Origin of the sequence: Microbispora oryzae (assembly GCF_017896165.1) — a bacterium.
GTDB classification, from domain to species: Bacteria; Actinomycetota; Actinomycetes; order Streptosporangiales; family Streptosporangiaceae; genus Microbispora; species Microbispora oryzae.
Window position 1 is genome coordinate 42,774 of sequence record NZ_JAFCNB010000021.1, and the last position, 18,253, is coordinate 61,026.

Consider the following 18,253-nt stretch of genomic DNA (forward strand, 5'->3'; position numbering starts at 1 on the left):
GCCAAGGAAACAAGGAGGCTGCCCGTGGGGATTCCCCGCACGTGAGGGGATACGGACGCTACCATATTCGAGTTAGGTTAGCCTTACCTACGGAGGGCCGGTGCGGCTGTACCTCACCACGCTCAACCCGACCGACTCGGTGACGTCCGGATTCCTGCCGGCGGCCGCCCGCCTCGGCTGGGACGTGACGATCCTGACCGACCAGCCCGACCGGTATCCCGGATTCGAGACGATGGCGGCCGACGTGCGCGATCACCGGGCCGTCATCGACGCCGTCGCCGCGCACCACCGCCCCGATGTCGTCTTCTCCAACTCCGATCACCTCCAGGCGGCCACCGCGCTCGCCTCCGCGTACTTCGGGCTGCCCGCGAAGGACTGGCGCGCCTGCGTGACGGCGAAGAACAAGGCGCTGACGCGCCGCGCCCTGTCGGTGCTCGACCCGGTCAGGTCGGTACGGCTGCCGCCCGGGGCGGCGCCGCCCGCCGCCCTGCCGTACCCGGTGGTGGTGAAGCCCGCGTACGGCGTGGCCAGCGAGGACGTCGTGCTGGCGCACGACGCGGCGGAGCTCGGCGCGGCGGTGGCGGACATCCGGACGCGACGGCCGGACGAGCCGCTCGTCGCGGAGGAGTTCCTCGACGGGCCGGTACGCACGCTGGAGACGCTGGGAGACGGCGACGCGATCCATGTCCTCGGCGGCTTCCGCACCACCCTCGGCCCGCGTCCCCACTTCGTCGAGGAGCGGCTCGACTGGGATCCAGAGATCCCGCCCGACCACCTGGAACACCTGCTCGCCGCCTTACGGGTGGTGGGCGCGGGCTTGGGGGCGTGCCACACGGAGTACGCCGTGACGCCGGAGGGCCCCCGCGTCATCGAGATCAACTACCGGCTGATCGGGGACACCTGCGACTTCCTGCTGGCCGATCTCCTCGGTGTGCCGCTGCACGAGTGGATCCTGCTGGCCCACGCAGGCCGTCCGCTCCCCCCGTGGCGCCCCGGCCCGTCCACCGCGTACGGATCCGTCGTCAGCCTCGTCGCCGACCGCCCCGGAGTCGTCACCGCCGCCCCTCCGGGAACCGCCGCCGAGGCGGACACGACGGACGGCGTGCGGCTGTGGCACCGGCCGCTGCGCGGCGTCGGCGACCGGGTCGAGCTGACCCACACCAACCGCGACTATCTCGGCCTGGTCCGGGCCCTCGGCCCCGACCGCGCGAGCGTCGACGCCGCGGTGCGGTCGTTCCTGGCGCGCGATCCCTGGGTGATCACGTGACGGGCGGCCCCGTCGAGCACCGCCCGATCGAGCGTCGCCTGATCGAGCACCGTCTGGCGGTCCGCGCGCTCGACGCGCTGCTGCGCGAAGACTACGGCGGCCTGATGTCCCGGCTGACGCACGACAAGAACGGGGTGGCCCTGGTGCTCGCGTCCGGCCGCACGGTGCGGCCCGCCCCGGGCAGCCCCTACCAGGACTTCTCCGTCTCCGCTGGGGCCGTGGAGACCCCGGCGACCGCCGGGGCTCCGGACGCGCCACTCCGGCTGGACGAGGTGCTCGGCACCCTCGGGGCCGTCGCCGATCCGGCCGACGCGGAGGGCGTCGCGGCGTTCGCCCGGGAGTGCCGCGAGGCGCTCGCGGCGCTGGAACTGCACCAAACCCATCGGGACGAGGTGTCCGCCCGCCTCCTCGCGGAGGAGGAGCACGACGGCGGGCCCGGCCGTGCCTCCGCCTTCTACGAGGCCCTCGCGGCGACGGTCGACCACCCCGTCTATCCGACATCGCGCTGCCGTCTCGGCGTCTCCCCGCGCGACCTGACGGCGTACGCGCCGGAGTTCGCGCCGCGGTTCGCGCCGGCGTGGGTGGCGGTGCCGCGCGAGCGGGCCACGCTCGCCCGCCCGCTGCCGCCATGGTGGCCGGAGCCGGGCGACGCCGGCCTCCCCCCGGGTCTGGCCCGCACGCACGTGCCGTTCCCGGTCCATCCGCTGACCCTGCCCGTTTTGCCGGAGCTGCCCGGCCTGATCGTTCCCGGCGTCGGTGCGGGCGACCGCGCGGGCGGCACCGCGCGCCCCCCGCGCCTGACCGTACGGCCGACGCTGTCGATGCGGACCGTCGAGGTCGACGGGCGGACCCACCTGAAGCTGCCGCTGCCCATGAGCACGCTCGGGCTGCGCAACCGGCGCTCCATCAAGCCCGGCACGCTGCGCGACGGCGCCCTGGCCGAGTCGCTGCTCCGCGCGATCCTGCGCCGGGAGAGCGGGTCGCGGGTCGTGCTCGCCGACGAGCAGACGTACGGCCACGCCGGCCACGAATACCTCGGCTGGCTGGTCCGCGGGCTGCCGGAGGGTGAGATCGTCCCGGTCGCGGCGCTGCCGGCGGAGCTGCCCGGCGGGCGGGGCACGGTGGCGCATGACCTCGCCGCCCGCTTCTACGGCGGCCGGATCGGCGAGCTGCTGCGCGACTATCTCGGCGTGCTGCTCGGCTGGAGCGTCACGCTGTTCGTCCGGTACGGCGTGGCCCTGGAGGCCCACCAGCAGAACCTGTCACTGGTGTTCGGCGACGGGCCGCCGCGCCTGCTGGTGAAGGACAACGACGGGCTGCTCGCCTCCCCCGACCGGCTGCGGACGGCGGGGCTGCCCGTCCCCGCGTTCGGCGACGAGCGCATGCTGACCGACGACCCCTACGCGCTCGCCGACGTCTTCGTCACCGTCACCCTCCACCTCGCCTCGATGGCGGTGGCGTACGGCGCGGTGGGGACGGCGGGGGCGCGGCTGGTGCGCGGGGCGCTGGCCGCCGCGCTCGACCGCTTCCCCGGCGATCCCCTCGCGCGGCTGCTCCGGGCGCGCACCCTCGACGCCGACCGGCTCGTCGGCAAGTCGATGGTCGTCGCCGGGACGCTGGTCGCCAAGGAACGGACCGGGGCCAGGGACGTCAACAAGTTCTACGGCACGTCAGGCCCGAACTACCTGCGCTGGTGACGTCATCGCCGCGGACCCGACGCGAAGGGCGGCTCGACCGATGAACCATCTCCCGACCGATCCGGACACGCTCGCGGAGGAGGCGACGGTGGCGGCGCTGCTGCGCTGCTGCCTGCGCGAGCTGGGCGGCGACGCCGCGCCCGGCCGCGCCCTGGCCGACGACGTCACGCCCGGCCGCGCCCTGTCCGGGCACGCCGCCGGACCGTACCTGACGCTGCGCGTCGCCGGCACGCTGGTCCGCGTGCGGGCGCGGGGCGGGATCGCGCTGCGCTTCGACGGCCCCCCGGAACAGCTGTCCGGCGGCGTGTGGCGGCCGCTGACCTCCGACCTGCTGATCACGCTGGTCGAGCGGGAGCTCGCCGCACGGGCCGGAGACGAGCGGAACACCGGCGAGCGGAACGGCGAGTTCGCCGCCCAGGTCACGAGCAGCCGGGAGGCCATCGCGGCGATCGTCGCGGCCCGGCGGCGGGCCGCGGCGCCCGCCGACTCCTGGCTCGCGTCCGAGCAGGCCCTCGTCACCGGCCACCCCTTCCACCCGTCGCCCAAGGCGCGCGGCGGCGACGGCTGGGCGCGGTACGCCCCCGAGACCCATGCGTCGTTTCCGCTGCGTCTGCTCGGAGTGCGGGCGGACGTCGCGGCCGGGGCGGGCGAGACGGGCCCGCTCGACACCGGCCCGCTCGACGCCCTGGGCGACGCGCCGCCGGGCTATCTGCCGCTGCCCGCGCACCCCTGGCAGCTCGACCTGCTCGCCGCCGAGCTGGCCGGGCCGCTCGCGGACGGGCGGCTCGTCGACCTCGGGCCGGCCGGGCGCGAGGTGTTCCCCACGTCGTCGGTTCGGACGGTCTACGACGCCGTCACCGGCACCTGCCTCAAGTTCAGCCTCGACGTGCGGATCACCAACTGCGTGCGGAAGAACGCGTGGTACGAGCTGGCCGGCGCGGTCGAGCTCACCCGGCGGCTGCGCCCGGTGTTCGACCGGCTGGCCGGGCGGTTCCCCGGCACTCGCTGGCTGCCCGAGCCCGGATACCGTTCCGCCGCCCTCGGCGCCCGGCTGCTCGAAGGGCTCGGCGTGATCGTCCGTACCGGCCCCTGGTCGGTCTGCGGCCCGGGGGTGGTGCCCGTCCTCGCGGCGGCGCTTGCGGCCTCGCCGCACGGCACGGATCCGGAGGGCGGCGGCCCGCCGGGCGTTCCCGTCGCCGTGCGCGCCCGCCGCGCCGCCGACCCGCTCGGGTGGTGGGAGGCGTACGTGGAGCTGGTCGCATTCCCCGTGCTCGACGCCTACGTCCGGCACGGCGTCGTGCTGGAGCCCCACGTGCAGAATGTGCTCGTGGGATGCGACGCGGACGGGCTTCCGGCCCAGGCGGTCTTCCGCGACCTGGAGGGGACGAAGCTGGTCGGCGGACGGCACGACCTGTCCGGCCTGCCCCCCGGGCTGGCGGAGCCGCTCAGCTACCCGGCCGACCGGGGGTGGGACCGGGTGGCGTACTGCCTGATGGTGAACCACCTGGCCGAGGTGTCGGCCACCGTCGCCGCAGCCGCGCGGCCGGGCGACGAGGACGGCCTGCTCCGGGAGCTCTGGGCGGTCGCGCGGGCCGCGCTGTCGCGCTACGCCGACGAGCACGCGCCCGGGACTGGCGGCTGGGCGCTCCCCCTCGCGGCGCTCCTGACCGGCGAGCCGCTGCCCGCGAAGGCCAACCTCGCGGTGCGCTGGGCCAGGGCCGCCGACCGCTTCGCCGGTTATGTCGAGGTTCGCAACCCACTGGCCGTGGAACTGGAGAGGACCGCCGGATGATCGAGGTGCCCGAGGGCGTCCGCGCCGTCGCCCGGTCGCTCGGCGACGTCCCGGCGTACGTGTACGACCTGCCCGCGCTCGACCGCCACGCGGCGGCGGTGCGGGCGGTGACGGAGGGCGTGGAGCTCCACTACGCGGTCAAGGCCAACCCGGACGCGGAGATCCTGCGGACGCTCGCCCCCCACCTGGACGGGCTGGAGGTGTCCTCCGGCGGCGAGTTCGCCCACGCCACCGCCGTGCTGCCGGACCTGCCGGTGAGCTTCGGCGGCCCCGGCAAGATCGAGGCCGAGCTGGCCCTCGCGCCGTCCGCGTACCGCTGGCACGTGGAGAGCCCGGCGGAGCTGCGCCGCCTCACCGGTCCGGCGGAGGTGCTGCTCCGGGTCAACCTCGGCGTCCCGGTGGCCGGGGCCGCGCTCGCCATGGGCGGCGGCGCGACGCCGTTCGGGATGGACGGCGAGGGCGTCGCCGAGTGCCTGCGGCTGCTCGCGACCGGCCCCGGCGCGGAGGGCCCGGCCGCGCACAGACCCGCCCCGCACGGAGCCGGCGTGCACGACCCTGGACGGCGCGGCCCCGTGCGGCTGCGCGGCGTCCACGCCCACCTGGCGAGCGGCCTGGCGGCCCCCGCGCTGCTCGAACTCGCGGAAGCGGTCCTCGCGTACGGCCGGGGGCTCGGTCTCGCGGAGTTCAACCTCGGCGGCGGGATGGCGGTCGACTACGCCGACCCGGACGCCCGGTTCGACTGGGCGGAGTACGGCCGGGGGCTGCGCGACCTGGCGCGGCCCGGCGAGACGCTCCGCATCGAGCCGGGCCGGGCGATGACGGCCTACTGCGGGTGGTACCTGACCCGCGTCATCGACGTGAAGCGGGTGCACGGCGAGCGGTTCGCCGTGTTGTCGGGCGGGACGCACCATCTGCGGACTCCGGTGACGAAGGGCCACGACCAGCCGTTCGCCGTGCTCGGCGGCGCCACGAAGACAGCGGGGACCGTGGAGATCCCGCAGATCGCGCCGACGACCCTCGTGGGGCGGCTGTGCACGCCGAAGGACGTCTTCGCCCGGCGCGTCCCGGCCGCCCTGGAGCCGGGGGACGTCGTCGCCTTCGCCATGGCAGGCGCGTACGCGTGGAACATCTCGCATCACGACTTCCTGATGCATCCCAAGCCGTCGTTCCACTACCTGGGGTAGCCCGCGCTTACTCCTCCGGGATCTGCCGGATCAGGGCGACGAGGCCGTCGGCGCCGAGAAGGTCGACGGGGCGGACCGTCTCGTTCGATCGGACGTAGTGGAAGGCCGCACCCACCTTGTCCAGCGGCACCCCGGCGAGCGAGGCCCACGCCACGCGGTAGGCGGCGAGCTGGATCGACGCGGTCCGCTCGGCCCGGCCGCGCGGCCGTTCGCCGGTCTTCCAGTCGACCACCACGTATCCGTCGCCCTCGCGGAAGACGGCGTCCATCCGGCCGCGCAGCAGCCGGTCGGCGAGCATGGTCTCGAACGGCACCTCCAGGTCGAGCGGCTCCCGCCCGGCCCATTCGCTCTCCTCGAACCGCTCCTGGAGCTCGGCCAGCCGGACCTCGGCCTCGGACGGCTCGTCGGCGGCGCCGGGCAGTTCGAACTCGTCGAGCAGCCGCTGCTGCCCCCAGCGCGACTCCAGCCAGCGGTGGAACGCGGTGCCACGCCGGGCGAGCGGCGCGGGCCTGCGGGGCACCGGGCGGCGCACCTGCCGGGCGTACGCGTCGGGGTCGCCGGCCAGGGTCACCAGCGACGACACCGTGAGCTTGGCGGGCAGCTCCACTACACCGCCGCCCCGCCTGCGGCCCAGCTCCCGCTCGCGGAGCAGCAGGTCGGTGTCCCTGGCCCAGGCACGCATCCGGTCCCGATCGCGATCCCGCAGCTCGTGCGCGACCGGCCCGTCCGACGCGGCGGGCGTGCCGGTCGCCGTGGTGTCATCGGCGGTCAGGGCGGCCAGCGCCTCCGCCACGAGGCGGGCGCCGTCGCGCACCTGCTCCCGCACGGAGACCTCCGGCCAGGTCGCCTCAGGCGGCTCGGCGAGCAGCGGATTCTCCGTGTGGTCGCCCTCGTCCCAGCGCGCCACCCGCGCCCCGGCCTCCCTGACCTCGGCCAGGAACCGCGACGGCTCCAGCGGCTTCGACGAGGTGCCCCAGCGGTAGCCGGAGGCGATGAGCAGGTAGTGGGCCCTGGTCACGGCCACATAGGCGAGCCGCCGCTCCTCCATCAGGTCGCGCTCGCGGCAGAGCTCCTCGAACTCCGCGACGGCCTCCTTGTCCAGGCCCGCCAGCCGCGGCAGGTCGTCCCGGTCGCCGCGCAGCGGGTACGGCAGCTTGCGCGGGTTCTCCGTCCACCGGGAGTTCGTCACCGGGGTCGCCGGGAACATCGAGCCCCTGGCCAGGCCGCCCTTCTGGGTGGTGAGCTCGGACAGCCCGGGCACCACGACGACGGGCCACTCCAGGCCCTTCGAGGCGTGCACCGTCATCAGCTTCACGCTGTTGCTGTCGCCGACCCGCCCGGCCTCCAGGCCGAACTCCTCGCTCTCCGCGGCCTTCAGGTACGCCAGGAAGGCGCCCAGCGTGGGATCCTCGGCGTCCCCGGCGAAACGGGCGGCCGCGTCGACGAACGCGTCGAGGTCGGCCCGCGCCGCCATCGGGCTGCCGCCCCGCGCGGCCACCTCCACGTCGAGCCCGAGCCTGCGCTCCACCTCGCCGATGAGGTCGGGCAGCGGCTGCCCGGTGTGGCCGCGCAGTAGCCGCAGCTCGGCCGCCATCCTGGGCAGGCGTTCCCGCGCCGGCGGCGAGAACGCCTCCAGCCAGTCGGGCCGGTCGCGCAGCTCGTCGAGCGCGTCGATCAGGCTGCCCCGCTCCTCGGCCAGGTCGGCCACCACCTGGTCGAGCGGGTCGTCCGCGCTCGGACCCCGCCGGGTCTCGCGGTTGAGCTCGCGGGCGAGGTCGCCCAGCACCTTGAGATCGGCCGGGCCGATCCGCCAGCGCGGCCCGGCCAGCAGCCGCACGAGGGCGTCCCCGGCCGTCGGGTCGTACAGCGCCCGCAACGTCGCGACGATGTCGGCCACCTCGGGCACCGTGAGCAGGCCGCCGAGGCCGACCACCTCCACCGGCACGCCGCGCGCCTCGAGCGCCCGCCGCAGCGCGGGAAACTGGGCGCGCTTGCGGGCGAGCACCGCGACGTCCTGCGGCTGCAGCAGCGGGCCGCGGCGGCCCCGCTCGCCCTCGCCCCACGGCAGACCGTCCGGCGCGGAGTCGAGGCCGAGCATGCCCGCCACACCCTCGGCGACCCACTCGGCCTCATCCTCGGCCGTGGGATGGAAGGCGCAGACGACCCGGCCGCGTCCGGCCCGGTTCTGACCGGGCACCAGGACAGGGACCCGCGCCGCGCCCGCCCGCAGCGGGGTCTGGATCGCCGCCGCGACGTCGAGCACCCGTTCGCCGTTGCGGAAGCTCACCGACAGCTGCCGGACGGCCGCGGGGTCGCCGGAGGCGGTCGGGAAGTCCTGCGGGAACCGGGACAGGTTTCCCGCCGACGCGCCGCGCCAGCCGTAGATCGACTGGCACGGGTCGCCGACGGCCGTCACGGGATGCCCGCCGCCGTAGAGCGCCCGCAGGAGCACGAGCTGGGCGTGGCTGGTGTCCTGATACTCGTCGAGCAGCACCACCGAGAAGCGCGACCGCTCCGACACGCCCACGTCCGGGTGCCGGGACGCGATGCGGGCGGCCAGCGCCATCTGGTCGCCGTAGTCGATGACCTCACGGGTCCGCTTCAGCCGCTCGTACGCCTCGACCAGCGGGAGCAGCTGCTCGCGGATCGCCTGCGTCTTCCCCGGCCGCTGCTGGGGCAGGGTGGGCCTGCCCTTCACCGAGGCGAGCCGTTCGCCCAGCCATTCGCCGATCTCCCGCACCTCGCCGGGGCCGCGCAGGTGCTCGGCCATCTCCCCGGCGAGCTCGAGCACGGCAGCGGTGACGCTCGCGGGAGCCAGGTCGACGCGGTCCATCGGCCCGTCGTAGCGGCCCACGACCCGGGAGGCCATCTGCCAGGCCACGGCGGGGGTCACCAGCCGCATGGTCGGCTCCAGCCCCTCGCGCAGGGCGTGGTCGGTGACGAGCCGGGCCGCGTACGCGTGGTAGGTCGACACGGTGGGCTCGGAGTCGAGCAGCTCCGCCTCGACCAGCCCGGCCGACGCGAGGCCCTCCAGGCGGCGGCGGACCCGCTCGGCCAGCTCCGCGGCGGCCTTGCGGGTGAACGTCAGGCCGAGGATCTGCTCGGGCCGGGCGAGGCCGTTGGCCACCAGCCACACCACCCGCCCCGCCATGGTCTCGCTCTTGCCCGAGCCCGCGCCGGCGACGACCACGGCGGGCTCAAGCGGCGCCTCGATCACGGCGGCCTGCTCAAGGGTGGGCGGGAGGATGCCGAGCTTGCCCGCGAGGTCGCCGGGGCTCAGCACACCTGCCCCCCGTTGTCGTTCACCGGGCAGGCCACCTTGGCGGCGCAGGTGCGGCAGCCGTCGTTGACCCGCGCGACGAACACCCTCTCGGACATGCCGGCCGCCACCGTGGTGACGAGGTCTTTGGCCCATTCCGGATCGGGGTCGTCGCCGAGCGCCCGCTGCGCCTGCTCCTTGGCCGTGCTCCCGGTGCCCGCCGCCTTGCCGACCTGGACCAGCGACGCCCCGCCGGGCTCGGCCAGGCCGTGCCGCCGGAACGCGCCGAGCACGGTGGCGAGCTGGTAGACGCCCAGCTGGGGGTGCCGGTCGATCTCGTCGTCCTTCGGCTTGCCCCCTCCGGTCTTGATGTCGATGATCACCGCGCGGCCGTCGCCGTCGCGCTCCACCCGGTCGACCCGCCCCCTGATCTCCACGCCGTTCCCGAGCGGCGCCGTGAACGCCTCCTCAAGCGCGACCACCTCGCGCTCGTTGTCCTTGTGCCACCGGACGAACCGCTCGACCATCTGCTCGGCGACCCGGCGCTGCTTGCGGTTGAACCACACCCCGCCGAAGTCGAAGCTGTCCCACACCTCGTCGAGCCGGCCGGTCAGGTCGGCGCCGTCCTCGGTCGCCAGCACGGCGATGGCGTGGATCACCGTGCCGAGGCTCTGCGTGACGCTCGTGCCGCCCGCGCCCACCGCCGTCTCCAGCACCCAGCGCAGACCGCACTTGGTGAAGCTCTCGACGGCCGACGGCGAGACGCGCACGATGTCGTCCGGCCAGCCCAGGGGCCGGTCGTCGGACAGCGGCGTCAGGGCGTACCACTCGTCCGGGCTCGCCCCCTGCACGCCCGCCCGCGCCAGCCTCGCCAGATGGGCGGCGGCCTCGCGGCGCAGCGCCTCGGGCCGGGAGGTGTCGCACACGGCCGCCCGCAGGTCGGCCACCAGGGCCGGCATGCTGAGCCACCGGGCCCGGTCGTCGACCGTGGCCTCCGCCACGCCGCCCGGCAGCAGCTCGGTCAGGAAGCGGGACGGCCGCTCGTCGGTGTCCTCTCCGCCGACGGCCGTGACCACCAGCGTGCGCCGGGCCCGGGTCGCGGCCACGTAGAACAGCCGCCGTTCCTCCGCCAGCAGCTTGGAGGCGATCGTCGCCGCGGCGACCTGCGTCGTGTCCAGGGCCGATCCCGCCGCCAGCTCGACCAGCGCCTCGGTGCCGAGGAGCGACCCCCGCAGGCGGAGATCGGGCCACAGCCCCTCCTGCACCCCCGCGACCACCACGACGTCCCACTCCAGGCCCTTCGACCGGTGCGCGGTCAGGATCCGTACGGCGTCGCCCTCCGGGGCCGACTCGGCCAGCGTCTCACCGGCGATCTCCTGCGAGGTCAGGTCGTCGAGGAAGACCTCCACCCCGGCCTTGGGCAGGCGGTCGGTGAACCGGGCGGCGTGGTCGAAAAGGGCCACGACGGCGTCGAGGTCGCGGTCGGCCTGGCCGCCCCGCACGCCGCCCTGCACGCTCGCCTCGCTCCACCGCTCCGCCAGCCCGCTGGCCTGCCACACCTCCCAGAGCGCCTCCTCCGCCCCCTTGCCCTGCCGTACGGCGTCGCGGGCGGTCTTCAGCAGGCGGGCCACCCGTTCCGCGGGCGCGCCGACGTGGGGCTCGACGCGGATCAGCTCGCGGACGTCGCGCAGCGCGGCGACCAGCAGCTCGTCCGACGATCGCGGCGCGAACGGCAGGACGGGCAGGCCGTCCTCCGGCGCCGCGGCCGTCGCGGTGGCCTCGTTCTCCGCGACCCGCAGCGCCCGCCGCAGCCGCCGCACCCCGATCATGTCCGTGCCGCCGAGCGGGCCGGTGAGCAGCTCCTCCGCCGTCGCCGGGTCCAGCGTCTGCGGCCGTACGGCGGCCTTGAGAAGGGTGAGCAGCGGCCGGACGCCCGGCTCCTGGACCAGCGGCAGCTCGTCGCCCGCGACGACGACGGGCACCCCCGCGGACAGCAGCGCGCGCCGCAGCACCGGCACCTGCCGGACCGCGCTGCGCACGAGGACGGCCATCCGCGACCACGGCACGCCGTCGAGCAGGTGGGCCCGGCGCAGCGTGTCGGCCACGACCGCCGCCTCCTGGCTCTCGCTGTCGGCGAGCAGCACCTTCACCTCGCCCGGCTCCGCGCCGGCCGTCGGCAGCAGGTCGCGATGGCCGCCGGCCCCGCCCGCGCCGGGCGCGAGGACCGCGGGCAGGCGGGCGGCGACCCGGCGGGACGCCTCCAGGAGCGCCGGGCCGCTGCGCCGGCACACCCGGAGCGCGACCACGGGCGCGTCCCGGCCGTCCCGGGTGGGGAACCGCTCGGGGAACCGGAGGATGCCGTGCACGTCGGCGCCGCGGAAGCCGTAGATGGACTGGTCGGGGTCGCCCACCGCGATCAGGTCGCGCCCGTCGCCCGCGAGCCGCCGCAGCAGCGTCTCCTGGGCCGGGTCGGTGTCCTGATATTCGTCCACCAGCACCACGTCGTAGGCGTCCCGCTCGCGCCGCCGGACCGCGCCGTCGCCGAGCAGGCCGGCCGCCTCACGGATCAGCTCCGCGTAGTCGAGGGACGGCACCGGGTCGAGGTCGAACCGGTCCTGGTAGCGGTCGGAGAACCGGCCGGCCGCCACCCAGTCGGCCCTGCCGTGCTGGAGCCCCAGCTCGGCCAGCGCCTCGCCGTCCAGGCCGCGCTCGGCCGCCCGCGACAGGAAGTCGCGCAGCTCCTCGGCGAATCCCCGCGTCTTCAGCAGTTCCCGCATCTCCGGGGGCCAGTGCCGCGCGCCGTCCTCCAGCTCGCCGTGCAGCAGCCTGCGGACCTCCAGGAGCTGTTCCGGGCCGGTGAGCAGCCGGGGCGGCTCCTCGCCGGCCAAGACCGCCTCCCGGCGCAGCAGGGCGTACGCGTAGCTGTGGAACGTGAGGGCCAGCGGCGTGCGGGTCGTCCTGCGCATCCGCGCGGTGATCCGCTCGCGCAGCTCGCCCGCGGCCCTGCGGCTGAAGGTGAGGACCAGGACCCGCTCCGGGTCGACGCCGCGCCGCTCGACCCGGTCGACCACGGTCTCCACGATCGTGGTGGTCTTGCCGGTGCCTGGCCCGGCGAGCACGAGCAGCGGACCGCCCTCGTGCTCCACCACCGACCGCTGGTGCTCGTCCAGCACGGGAGGCGCGGCACGCCCCACGCCTCCGCCACGCACCAGCCGATAGGTCTGACCACTCACAACTCAGCATTCCATCAGAACACTGGGATAGATCGTGCCCGATTGCCCAGTACAGGTGCTCGATACGCCAGGGGCGGACGAGCTCAGCGGGTGAAGACGTGGTCCACGAGGCGCGCGGTGGCCTTTCCGTCGTCGTGCGGGGCGTAGGTGCGGACGAACGCGGCGTAGCGGTCGTGCAGCTTGGCGGTGAAGGCGTCGATGTTCCTGAGCGCCTCCACCACCTCGGCCGAGGTCTCGAACCTCGGCCCCGGCCGCTGCGACTCCAGGTCGAGGTAGAGGCCGCGGCTGGACTTGTACTTCGCCATGTCGGGGGTGAAGAGCACGACCGGCCGCCCGGTGGCCACGAAGTCGAACATCACCGCCGAGTAGTCGGTGACCAGCACGTCCGCGATCAGCAGCAGATCCGCCATGTCGGGGTAGGTCGTCACGTCGATCGCGAAGCCGCCGTGCGGCAGCACGTGCGGGAACGCCTGCATCATGTGTCCCCGCACCAGGACCACGTGGTCGTCGCCCAGCGCGCGCCTCGCGTCCGCGAGGTCGAGCCGGACGGACGCGTTCCTGCGGTCGTGGTCGCGGAAGGTCGGCGCGTAGAGGACGACCCGCTTGCCCTCGGGGACGCCGACGCGGCGCCTGACGTCGGCGGCCAGGGCGTCCCTGTCGGGGGCGACGAGGACGTCGTTGCGGGGGTTGCCCGACTCCAGGATCTCCCCCTCGTAGCCGAACGCCTTCCGCAGGATGGACGAGGCCCAGGAGCTCTGCGAGAGCAGCAGGTCCCATCCGCGCACCTCGACCGCCTGCCGGTGCCAGACCGGCGGCCGCGGCTCGCGCTTCATGTGCGACTGGTCGCGCCCGATGTGCTTGACCGGGGTGCCGTGCCACGTCTGGACGTACACCTGGTCGTCGCGGGTGCGGAACCACTGCGGCAGGAACTGGTTGGCCACGATGTAGCGGGCCCGGGCCAGCGCCTCGTAGTGCTCCCGGCTGCCCTCGCGCACCACGGTCGGCACGATGCCGTCGCCGAGGCCCAGCTCGCGCGAGCCGGGCGGCACGAACGCGCCGTCCCTGACGATCCAGATGTGCTCGCCGTCGTCGCCGCGCCGCAGCCGCTCCTCGTAGACGGCACGGGGATTGTCCGAGTACGACCGGCCGTCGAAGGAGACGTAGACGGTCGCCTCCCGCAGCGGGCGGGCGCGCTCGGCCTGGTAGAACGTGCGGCTGAGGGCCCACAGGCCCGCGGCGCTGCGCTCGTCGCCGGGACGGTCCTCCGCCGCCACCAGCACGGGGACGTCGAAGCGAGTGGCGACGAACCGGTACACGCGGCCGTCGACCGTCCGCGGGTTCTCGTCGAGGGCGTCGAGACCCGCGTGGTCGAACCGGGCGGGCACCATCGCGGGGCCGTACTTGCCGGGCGGCGCGACGGAGACGTTCCAGGTGCCCTCGGCCAGCGGCGCCGTCGACCCGAAGCGCGGCATGGCGCCGGGCGAGAACCGGACGGTGAAGTCGTCGCCGTCCCTCTCGAACGGGACGCGGATGGTCAGCCCGCCGCGGTGCCGCAGCACGAGGTCGCGCGGCCCGGGGTCGGGGTCGGGGTAGCGGCCGGTCAGCGTCAGCGACTCCGCCTGCCACTCGGCGGCGGTGATGACGGGCAGGATGCGGTGCCCGGAGATGACCACGCGGTCACGCCGGTCGCCCTGAACGGTGATCTCCCGCTCGCCGACGAGCAGCCGGGTCTCCTCGGCCCCCTCCAGCATGACGGCCGCCGCGGGGTCGCCCTTGGGCTCCACCCACAGCCGCCGGGCCTCCGCGTTCATCACGGTCTGCAGGGCGAGCTGCAGGGAGAACCGGCTGCCGCCCTCGGCGGGGGCGAAGTCGGCGGACATCCGGTGGCCGCCCACGCGGGCCTTGCCCCTGGTGACGGGACGGCCGGGGAGGAAGCCGGTCAGCTCGATCGTCTCGCCGTCGAGGCGGACGCCGGTCAGCTCGGCCCGGGTCGGCTGGAGCACCACCTGCAGGGCCTTGTCGGAGGTCCACACCGGGCGGACCCACCAGCGGCGGCGGACCTGGAGCCCCGCCGGACGCTCGGTCCGGCCGATGGCGGGGCCGCGGAGCACGCCGCGGGCCCTGGCCGCACGGCTCCAGATCACGATCTCGGCCCGCCAGGTCGTGGTGTCCTGGACGGTGTGCCGCCGGCGCAGCAGCCGCTTGGCGCCGCGCACCACGGCGCGCAGCCCGGCCCGCCAGCGCAGCGCCAGCGGGTTCAGCTCGGCGGTGAAGCCCGCCCAGTCGTAGTTGCAGCCCGGCTCGCGGGCCGCGTGGGTGGCCTCCGGGTGGTAGATCCGGCGCGTCTTCAGCGTCACCCGGGGCAGCCAGCGAGGGCCGCGCAGCACGACGGTGGCGCGGTTGAAACGGCCGCTGCGGACCGACAGGCCGGCGATGTACGCGTGGCCGGTGATCCGCAGCCGGTTGCCCGCCCAGGAGATGTCGTCGATCTGGGTGACCGGCACCAGGTCCGCGGCGCGCAGCCGGAGCAGCTCCGGCTCCCCCACCTCGACCGGCAGTTCGGCGTACCAGCGCAGGCCCTTGCGGACCCGGCGGGACGGCTCGGCCGCGGCGGCGGCGAGCTTGGCGAGCGCGTCGCCCGCGGCCAGTTCCTCGGCGTCCGTCGTCTCGACCAGGTGGAAGCCCACCCGGCGGCCCACCGGCAGATCCCGCTTGATCTTCGGATCGACCTCGGCGAGGTACGGCCGGAGCGCGTCGATGGCCTCCCGCCTGCGCGCGGGACCGCGTTTGGCGGCGGCGTCCAGTCGGAGACCGAGCGGGCCGGCGAGGGCCTCGCGGTCGACCTCACGACGCTGGGCCGGAGTGAGGCCCTCGCTGCGGACCAGGGCGACCAGGGCCGATATCGGCTCACCTCGGTCGTACAGTTCCTGGACAGCCCGCAGTCGGTCGGCGACCGGGTCGCTCGTGGGCGCGGGTGTCATGAGGGGGGCACCACCCTTCGGAGACCGATGTTCCTGAAATGGTAATGCCGGTCAGGGAGTCCGCCCGTCCCATCGCGCCAGACGCATGTCCGCCCGCGCCCCGCGCATGGGCGTGCCCTCCTGTCGCCACCTGGCGAAACACTCGTCCTCAAGACCGGCCGCGGGAGTTCCGTCCGCCCGGATCACCCGCCACCACGGGACGCCTCCGCCCCAATGGGACATCACCCGCCCGACCTGGCGGGGGCCGCCTTCACCGAGGTATTCCGCGACGTCGCCGTAGGACATGACCTTACCCGGCGGGATCCGCTCGACCACGTCGAGCACCCGCTCCGCGAACGGCGGCAGGGGGCGGTTCAGGCGCTCCACTCGGTGGGCCCGGCGGCGATGATCTCTTCGAGCTTGCCGAACTCGTAGCTGGCCGAGCCGTTGATCTGCTCGACGATGCCGTTCCTGATGCCGTAGACCTCGCCGTCCTCGCCGACAAGCCGCGCGCCGATGACGTCGGTCAGCCGGGCGAGCTGGGCCACCTGCCAGTCCGACCCCGGCGTGCCGATCAGCCGGCCCGACCAGGCGGCGACGTGGTGCAGCGCGTCGCCGTGCCGCGCGACGACCTCGCCGGCCTCATGCGACCCGCGCAGCTCGAATCCGGCCTCGGCCGAAACCACGTTCGCGAGTTCGGCGTAGGCGAGCGGTGCATCCCGCTCTACGCGCAGCTCGTACCCCATGAGCCGGGACCATAGCGAAACTTGACCGGGTTCTGTCACTGAAAAAGCCAACATCCACGGGACCGCGTCCGAAATGCGGCCGAACGGCGGCCAACATGTGATCACCGACGGGTGAGCGCGATCACGCCGGCCGCGAAACCGCCGATGCCGGCGGCGATGGCGATGCCGTAAATCCAGAGCCTAACCGGATCGGGGCCCGGCCGCGCCGGAGCGCGGAAGACCGCGCCCTTCCCGAAATGCGCGTCGTCGTCGACCGGCGCGGACCGGCCGTATTCCAGCAGTTCACCGGCCTTGCCCAGGGCCGCGGCCGCGTCGACGACGCCGAACCCCACCTTGTCGTCATAGCCGGCGGGCGGATGGGGACGGGAGGTCGAGGTGAGAGCGCGCGCGACCAGTTCTGGCCTTATATCTGGATATTTGGCCTTAATGAGTGCGACGACGCCGGAGACGAGCGCACTGGCCACGTCGGTGCCGCTCAGCGTGTCGCGCCCGCCGCCGCGGCGGGCCGCGGGCACCTCGGCGCCCGGGGCCGCGACGAGCACGGACAGGTTGTCGCTGCTCGCGCCCGCCTTCGCGCCCTTCCGGTCGACGGCCGCCACGCCGACGACGCCCGGGTAACCGGCCGGGAACCGCCAGTAGGAGGTGCCGGTCTGGCGCGTGTAGGCCGACTGGCCGTCGTCGCCGACGGCGGCGACCAGCACGGCGCCCCGGGCGAGCGCGTACGCGACCGCGTCGCGTTCCATCCGGTTGATCCCGTAACGGGAGGAGGGAAGGCAGATGACGGAGGCCCCGCTGTTGACGGCGAACCGGATGCCCCTGGCCAGGGGGCTGTCCGCGAGGGCGGCGTCCTCCTCCGGGTCGGCGAGGGCCTCGGCCGGTCGCGCGTTGACGGGGATCGACAGCACGCGGGCCTCCGGGGCCATCCCCGAGGCCGTACCCGCGATCAGCGAGGCGAGTCCGGTGGACCGGTCGCCGAGCGGTATGTCGTCGCCGATCGTCAGGGTCGACAGATCGGGCCCCTTCTCGACCCTGCCCCGCAGCTCCCGGACGCCGCCGTCGGGGTGGCTGTCACCCAGGACCGCGACGATCACCCCGGCTCCCCGGGAGGTCTTCCACGCCGTGGCGGCGTTCAGCGCGTCGAGCGCCCACCGGTCGTCACCGGCTGCGGGCTCGGCGTGGGCCGGCCCGGCGATCAGCAGTACGCCCGCGAGGACCGCGCAGACGGCGAGCGGCCTCAGCACACGTGCCCCTGAGTGCAGCGCGGCACGTCCGGCGGCTCGCCGAGGGCGCGTGCGATGCGTCCCGCGACGGATTCGGCGGCCGGCCACAACTCGCTGTTCACCTGCTCCTCCAGGGGGACGGACTGCCGGGTCCTGCCGTCGGTGTACCCCGCGGTGGAGAAGACGATGTACGGCCCGGAGCCCACCCAGCCGGTCTTCTGCCGTTGGGCGGCGCCGAACCCCTCGGTGACCGTGCCGGGGAAGGCCACGGGTTTGACGCCGACCCGGTCGTCGACGGGCAGCTCGGCGGCGGCGTCGGTCCGCGCCGCCTCGTCGCGCAGGACCGCCACGCCGACCGTGATGGCGAAGGTGGACGTCTGGTCGACGTAGGTCGCACGCAGGACCGTGCGGCAGCCGTGCCGCCGGAGCACCGACGCGACCGGCGCGTCCACCGCCCGCGCGCACTGCTCCTCCGGGGCGATCCCGACCCGCTTGGCGTACTGCTGGACCCGGCCGAGCCCGGAATACTGGAGCTCCTCGGGAAACACCATGCCGACGGGCCAGGAGTGCCACCGGCCGGCCACGTCCTCCGCGACGTACCGTGCGCGCTCGGCGTCGGTGAGCGGGCGGGAGCGCGATTCCAGGATCAGCCCGACGGACCCGGACAGGACGTTCACGGCGGCGACGGCCAGGACGACGCTCATGATCGTGAGGTAGATCGAGCGGTAGCGGATCCCGCGTTCGAGCGCGGCCCGTTCGAGGGCGGCCCGCGCGGCGGCGGCGCGCCGTCGCGAGGCGGGCCACGGACGCGCGCCCGGCCGGCGGGCGGCCGAGCCTGGCGGCAGTCCCCTCCGGCCGCCGGGCGGACTTCCGGGCTGCGCGGGCGGCATACTCC

11 protein-coding genes are annotated in these 18,253 nt (G+C 74.9%); 4 read left to right on the forward strand and 7 right to left on the reverse strand.

Annotation, left to right across the window (positions count from 1 at the left end; all coding sequences use genetic code 11):
* The first annotated feature begins 100 nt into the window (after positions 1-100).
* From JOL79_RS27875 to JOL79_RS27890, 4 genes are read left to right on the forward strand one after another with little or no spacing between them, the layout of a single operon-like run.
* Entirely contained in the window at positions 101-1,267 is a 1,167-nt protein-coding gene (locus JOL79_RS27875) for an ATP-grasp domain-containing protein (RefSeq protein WP_210158872.1), read from the forward strand.
* On the forward strand, positions 1,264-2,964 hold the full coding sequence (locus tag JOL79_RS27880; protein ID WP_307848773.1) for an IucA/IucC family protein: 1,701 nt from the start codon (positions 1,264-1,266) through the stop codon (positions 2,962-2,964). Before JOL79_RS27875 ends, JOL79_RS27880 begins: the two co-directional genes overlap by 4 nt.
* Before the next feature lie 40 nt (positions 2,965-3,004).
* Complete coding sequence (locus JOL79_RS27885; protein WP_210158873.1) at positions 3,005-4,756, forward strand: IucA/IucC family protein; 1,752 nt, start codon at positions 3,005-3,007, stop codon at positions 4,754-4,756.
* Entirely contained in the window at positions 4,753-5,940 is a 1,188-nt protein-coding gene (locus JOL79_RS27890; RefSeq protein ID WP_210158874.1) for a type III PLP-dependent enzyme domain-containing protein, read from the forward strand. Before JOL79_RS27885 ends, JOL79_RS27890 begins: the two co-directional genes overlap by 4 nt.
* A 7-nt stretch (positions 5,941-5,947) precedes the next feature.
* On the opposite strand, the gene JOL79_RS27895 is transcribed toward JOL79_RS27890, so the two are convergent.
* From JOL79_RS27895 to JOL79_RS27925, 7 genes are all read right to left on the reverse strand, one after another.
* A complete protein-coding gene (locus JOL79_RS27895; RefSeq protein WP_210158875.1) occupies positions 5,948-9,223 on the reverse strand; it encodes an ATP-dependent helicase in 3,276 nt (1,091 codons plus the stop codon).
* Positions 9,217-12,432, reverse strand: coding sequence for an ATP-dependent helicase (locus tag JOL79_RS27900; RefSeq protein ID WP_307848774.1), 3,216 nt, complete (start codon positions 12,430-12,432; stop codon positions 9,217-9,219). The genes JOL79_RS27895 and JOL79_RS27900 overlap by 7 nt, the downstream gene beginning before the upstream one ends.
* Positions 12,433-12,515: 83 nt before the next feature.
* Positions 12,516-15,413: a CDP-glycerol glycerophosphotransferase family protein gene (locus JOL79_RS27905; RefSeq protein WP_210158876.1), complete on the reverse strand. Its 2,898-nt coding sequence runs from the start codon at positions 15,411-15,413 to the stop codon at positions 12,516-12,518.
* 51 nt (positions 15,414-15,464) lie between these two features.
* Positions 15,465-15,779, reverse strand: a complete 315-nt coding sequence (locus JOL79_RS27910; RefSeq protein WP_210158877.1) for an MGMT family protein — start codon at positions 15,777-15,779, stop codon at positions 15,465-15,467.
* A complete protein-coding gene (locus JOL79_RS27915) occupies positions 15,767-16,138 on the reverse strand; it encodes a hypothetical protein (RefSeq protein ID WP_210158878.1) in 372 nt (123 codons plus the stop codon). Before JOL79_RS27915 ends, JOL79_RS27910 begins: the two co-directional genes overlap by 13 nt.
* Positions 16,139-16,239: 101 nt before the next feature.
* On the reverse strand, positions 16,240-17,379 hold the full coding sequence (locus JOL79_RS27920; protein ID WP_210158879.1) for a S8 family serine peptidase: 1,140 nt from the start codon (positions 17,377-17,379) through the stop codon (positions 16,240-16,242).
* Positions 17,373-18,248 (reverse strand): hypothetical protein, encoded by an 876-nt coding sequence (locus JOL79_RS27925; protein ID WP_210158880.1) that lies wholly within the window; start codon positions 18,246-18,248, stop codon positions 17,373-17,375. Before JOL79_RS27925 ends, JOL79_RS27920 begins: the two co-directional genes overlap by 7 nt.
* Positions 18,249-18,253: the final 5 nt, after the last annotated feature.

What these genes read in the sequence shown, in the direction of transcription:
- JOL79_RS27915 (WP_210158878.1), bottom strand. Translation starts at nt 16,138, where the DNA reads ATGGGGTACGAGCTGCGCGTAGAGCGGGATGCACCGCTCGCCTACGCC.
- JOL79_RS27925 (WP_210158880.1), bottom strand. Translation starts at nt 18,248, where the DNA reads ATGCCGCCCGCGCAGCCCGGAAGTCCGCCCGGCGGCCGGAGGGGACTG.
- JOL79_RS27885 (WP_210158873.1), top strand. Translation starts at nt 3,005, where the DNA reads ATGAACCATCTCCCGACCGATCCGGACACGCTCGCGGAGGAGGCGACG.
- JOL79_RS27890 (WP_210158874.1), top strand. Translation starts at nt 4,753, where the DNA reads ATGATCGAGGTGCCCGAGGGCGTCCGCGCCGTCGCCCGGTCGCTCGGC.
- JOL79_RS27905 (WP_210158876.1), bottom strand. Translation starts at nt 15,413, where the DNA reads ATGACACCCGCGCCCACGAGCGACCCGGTCGCCGACCGACTGCGGGCT.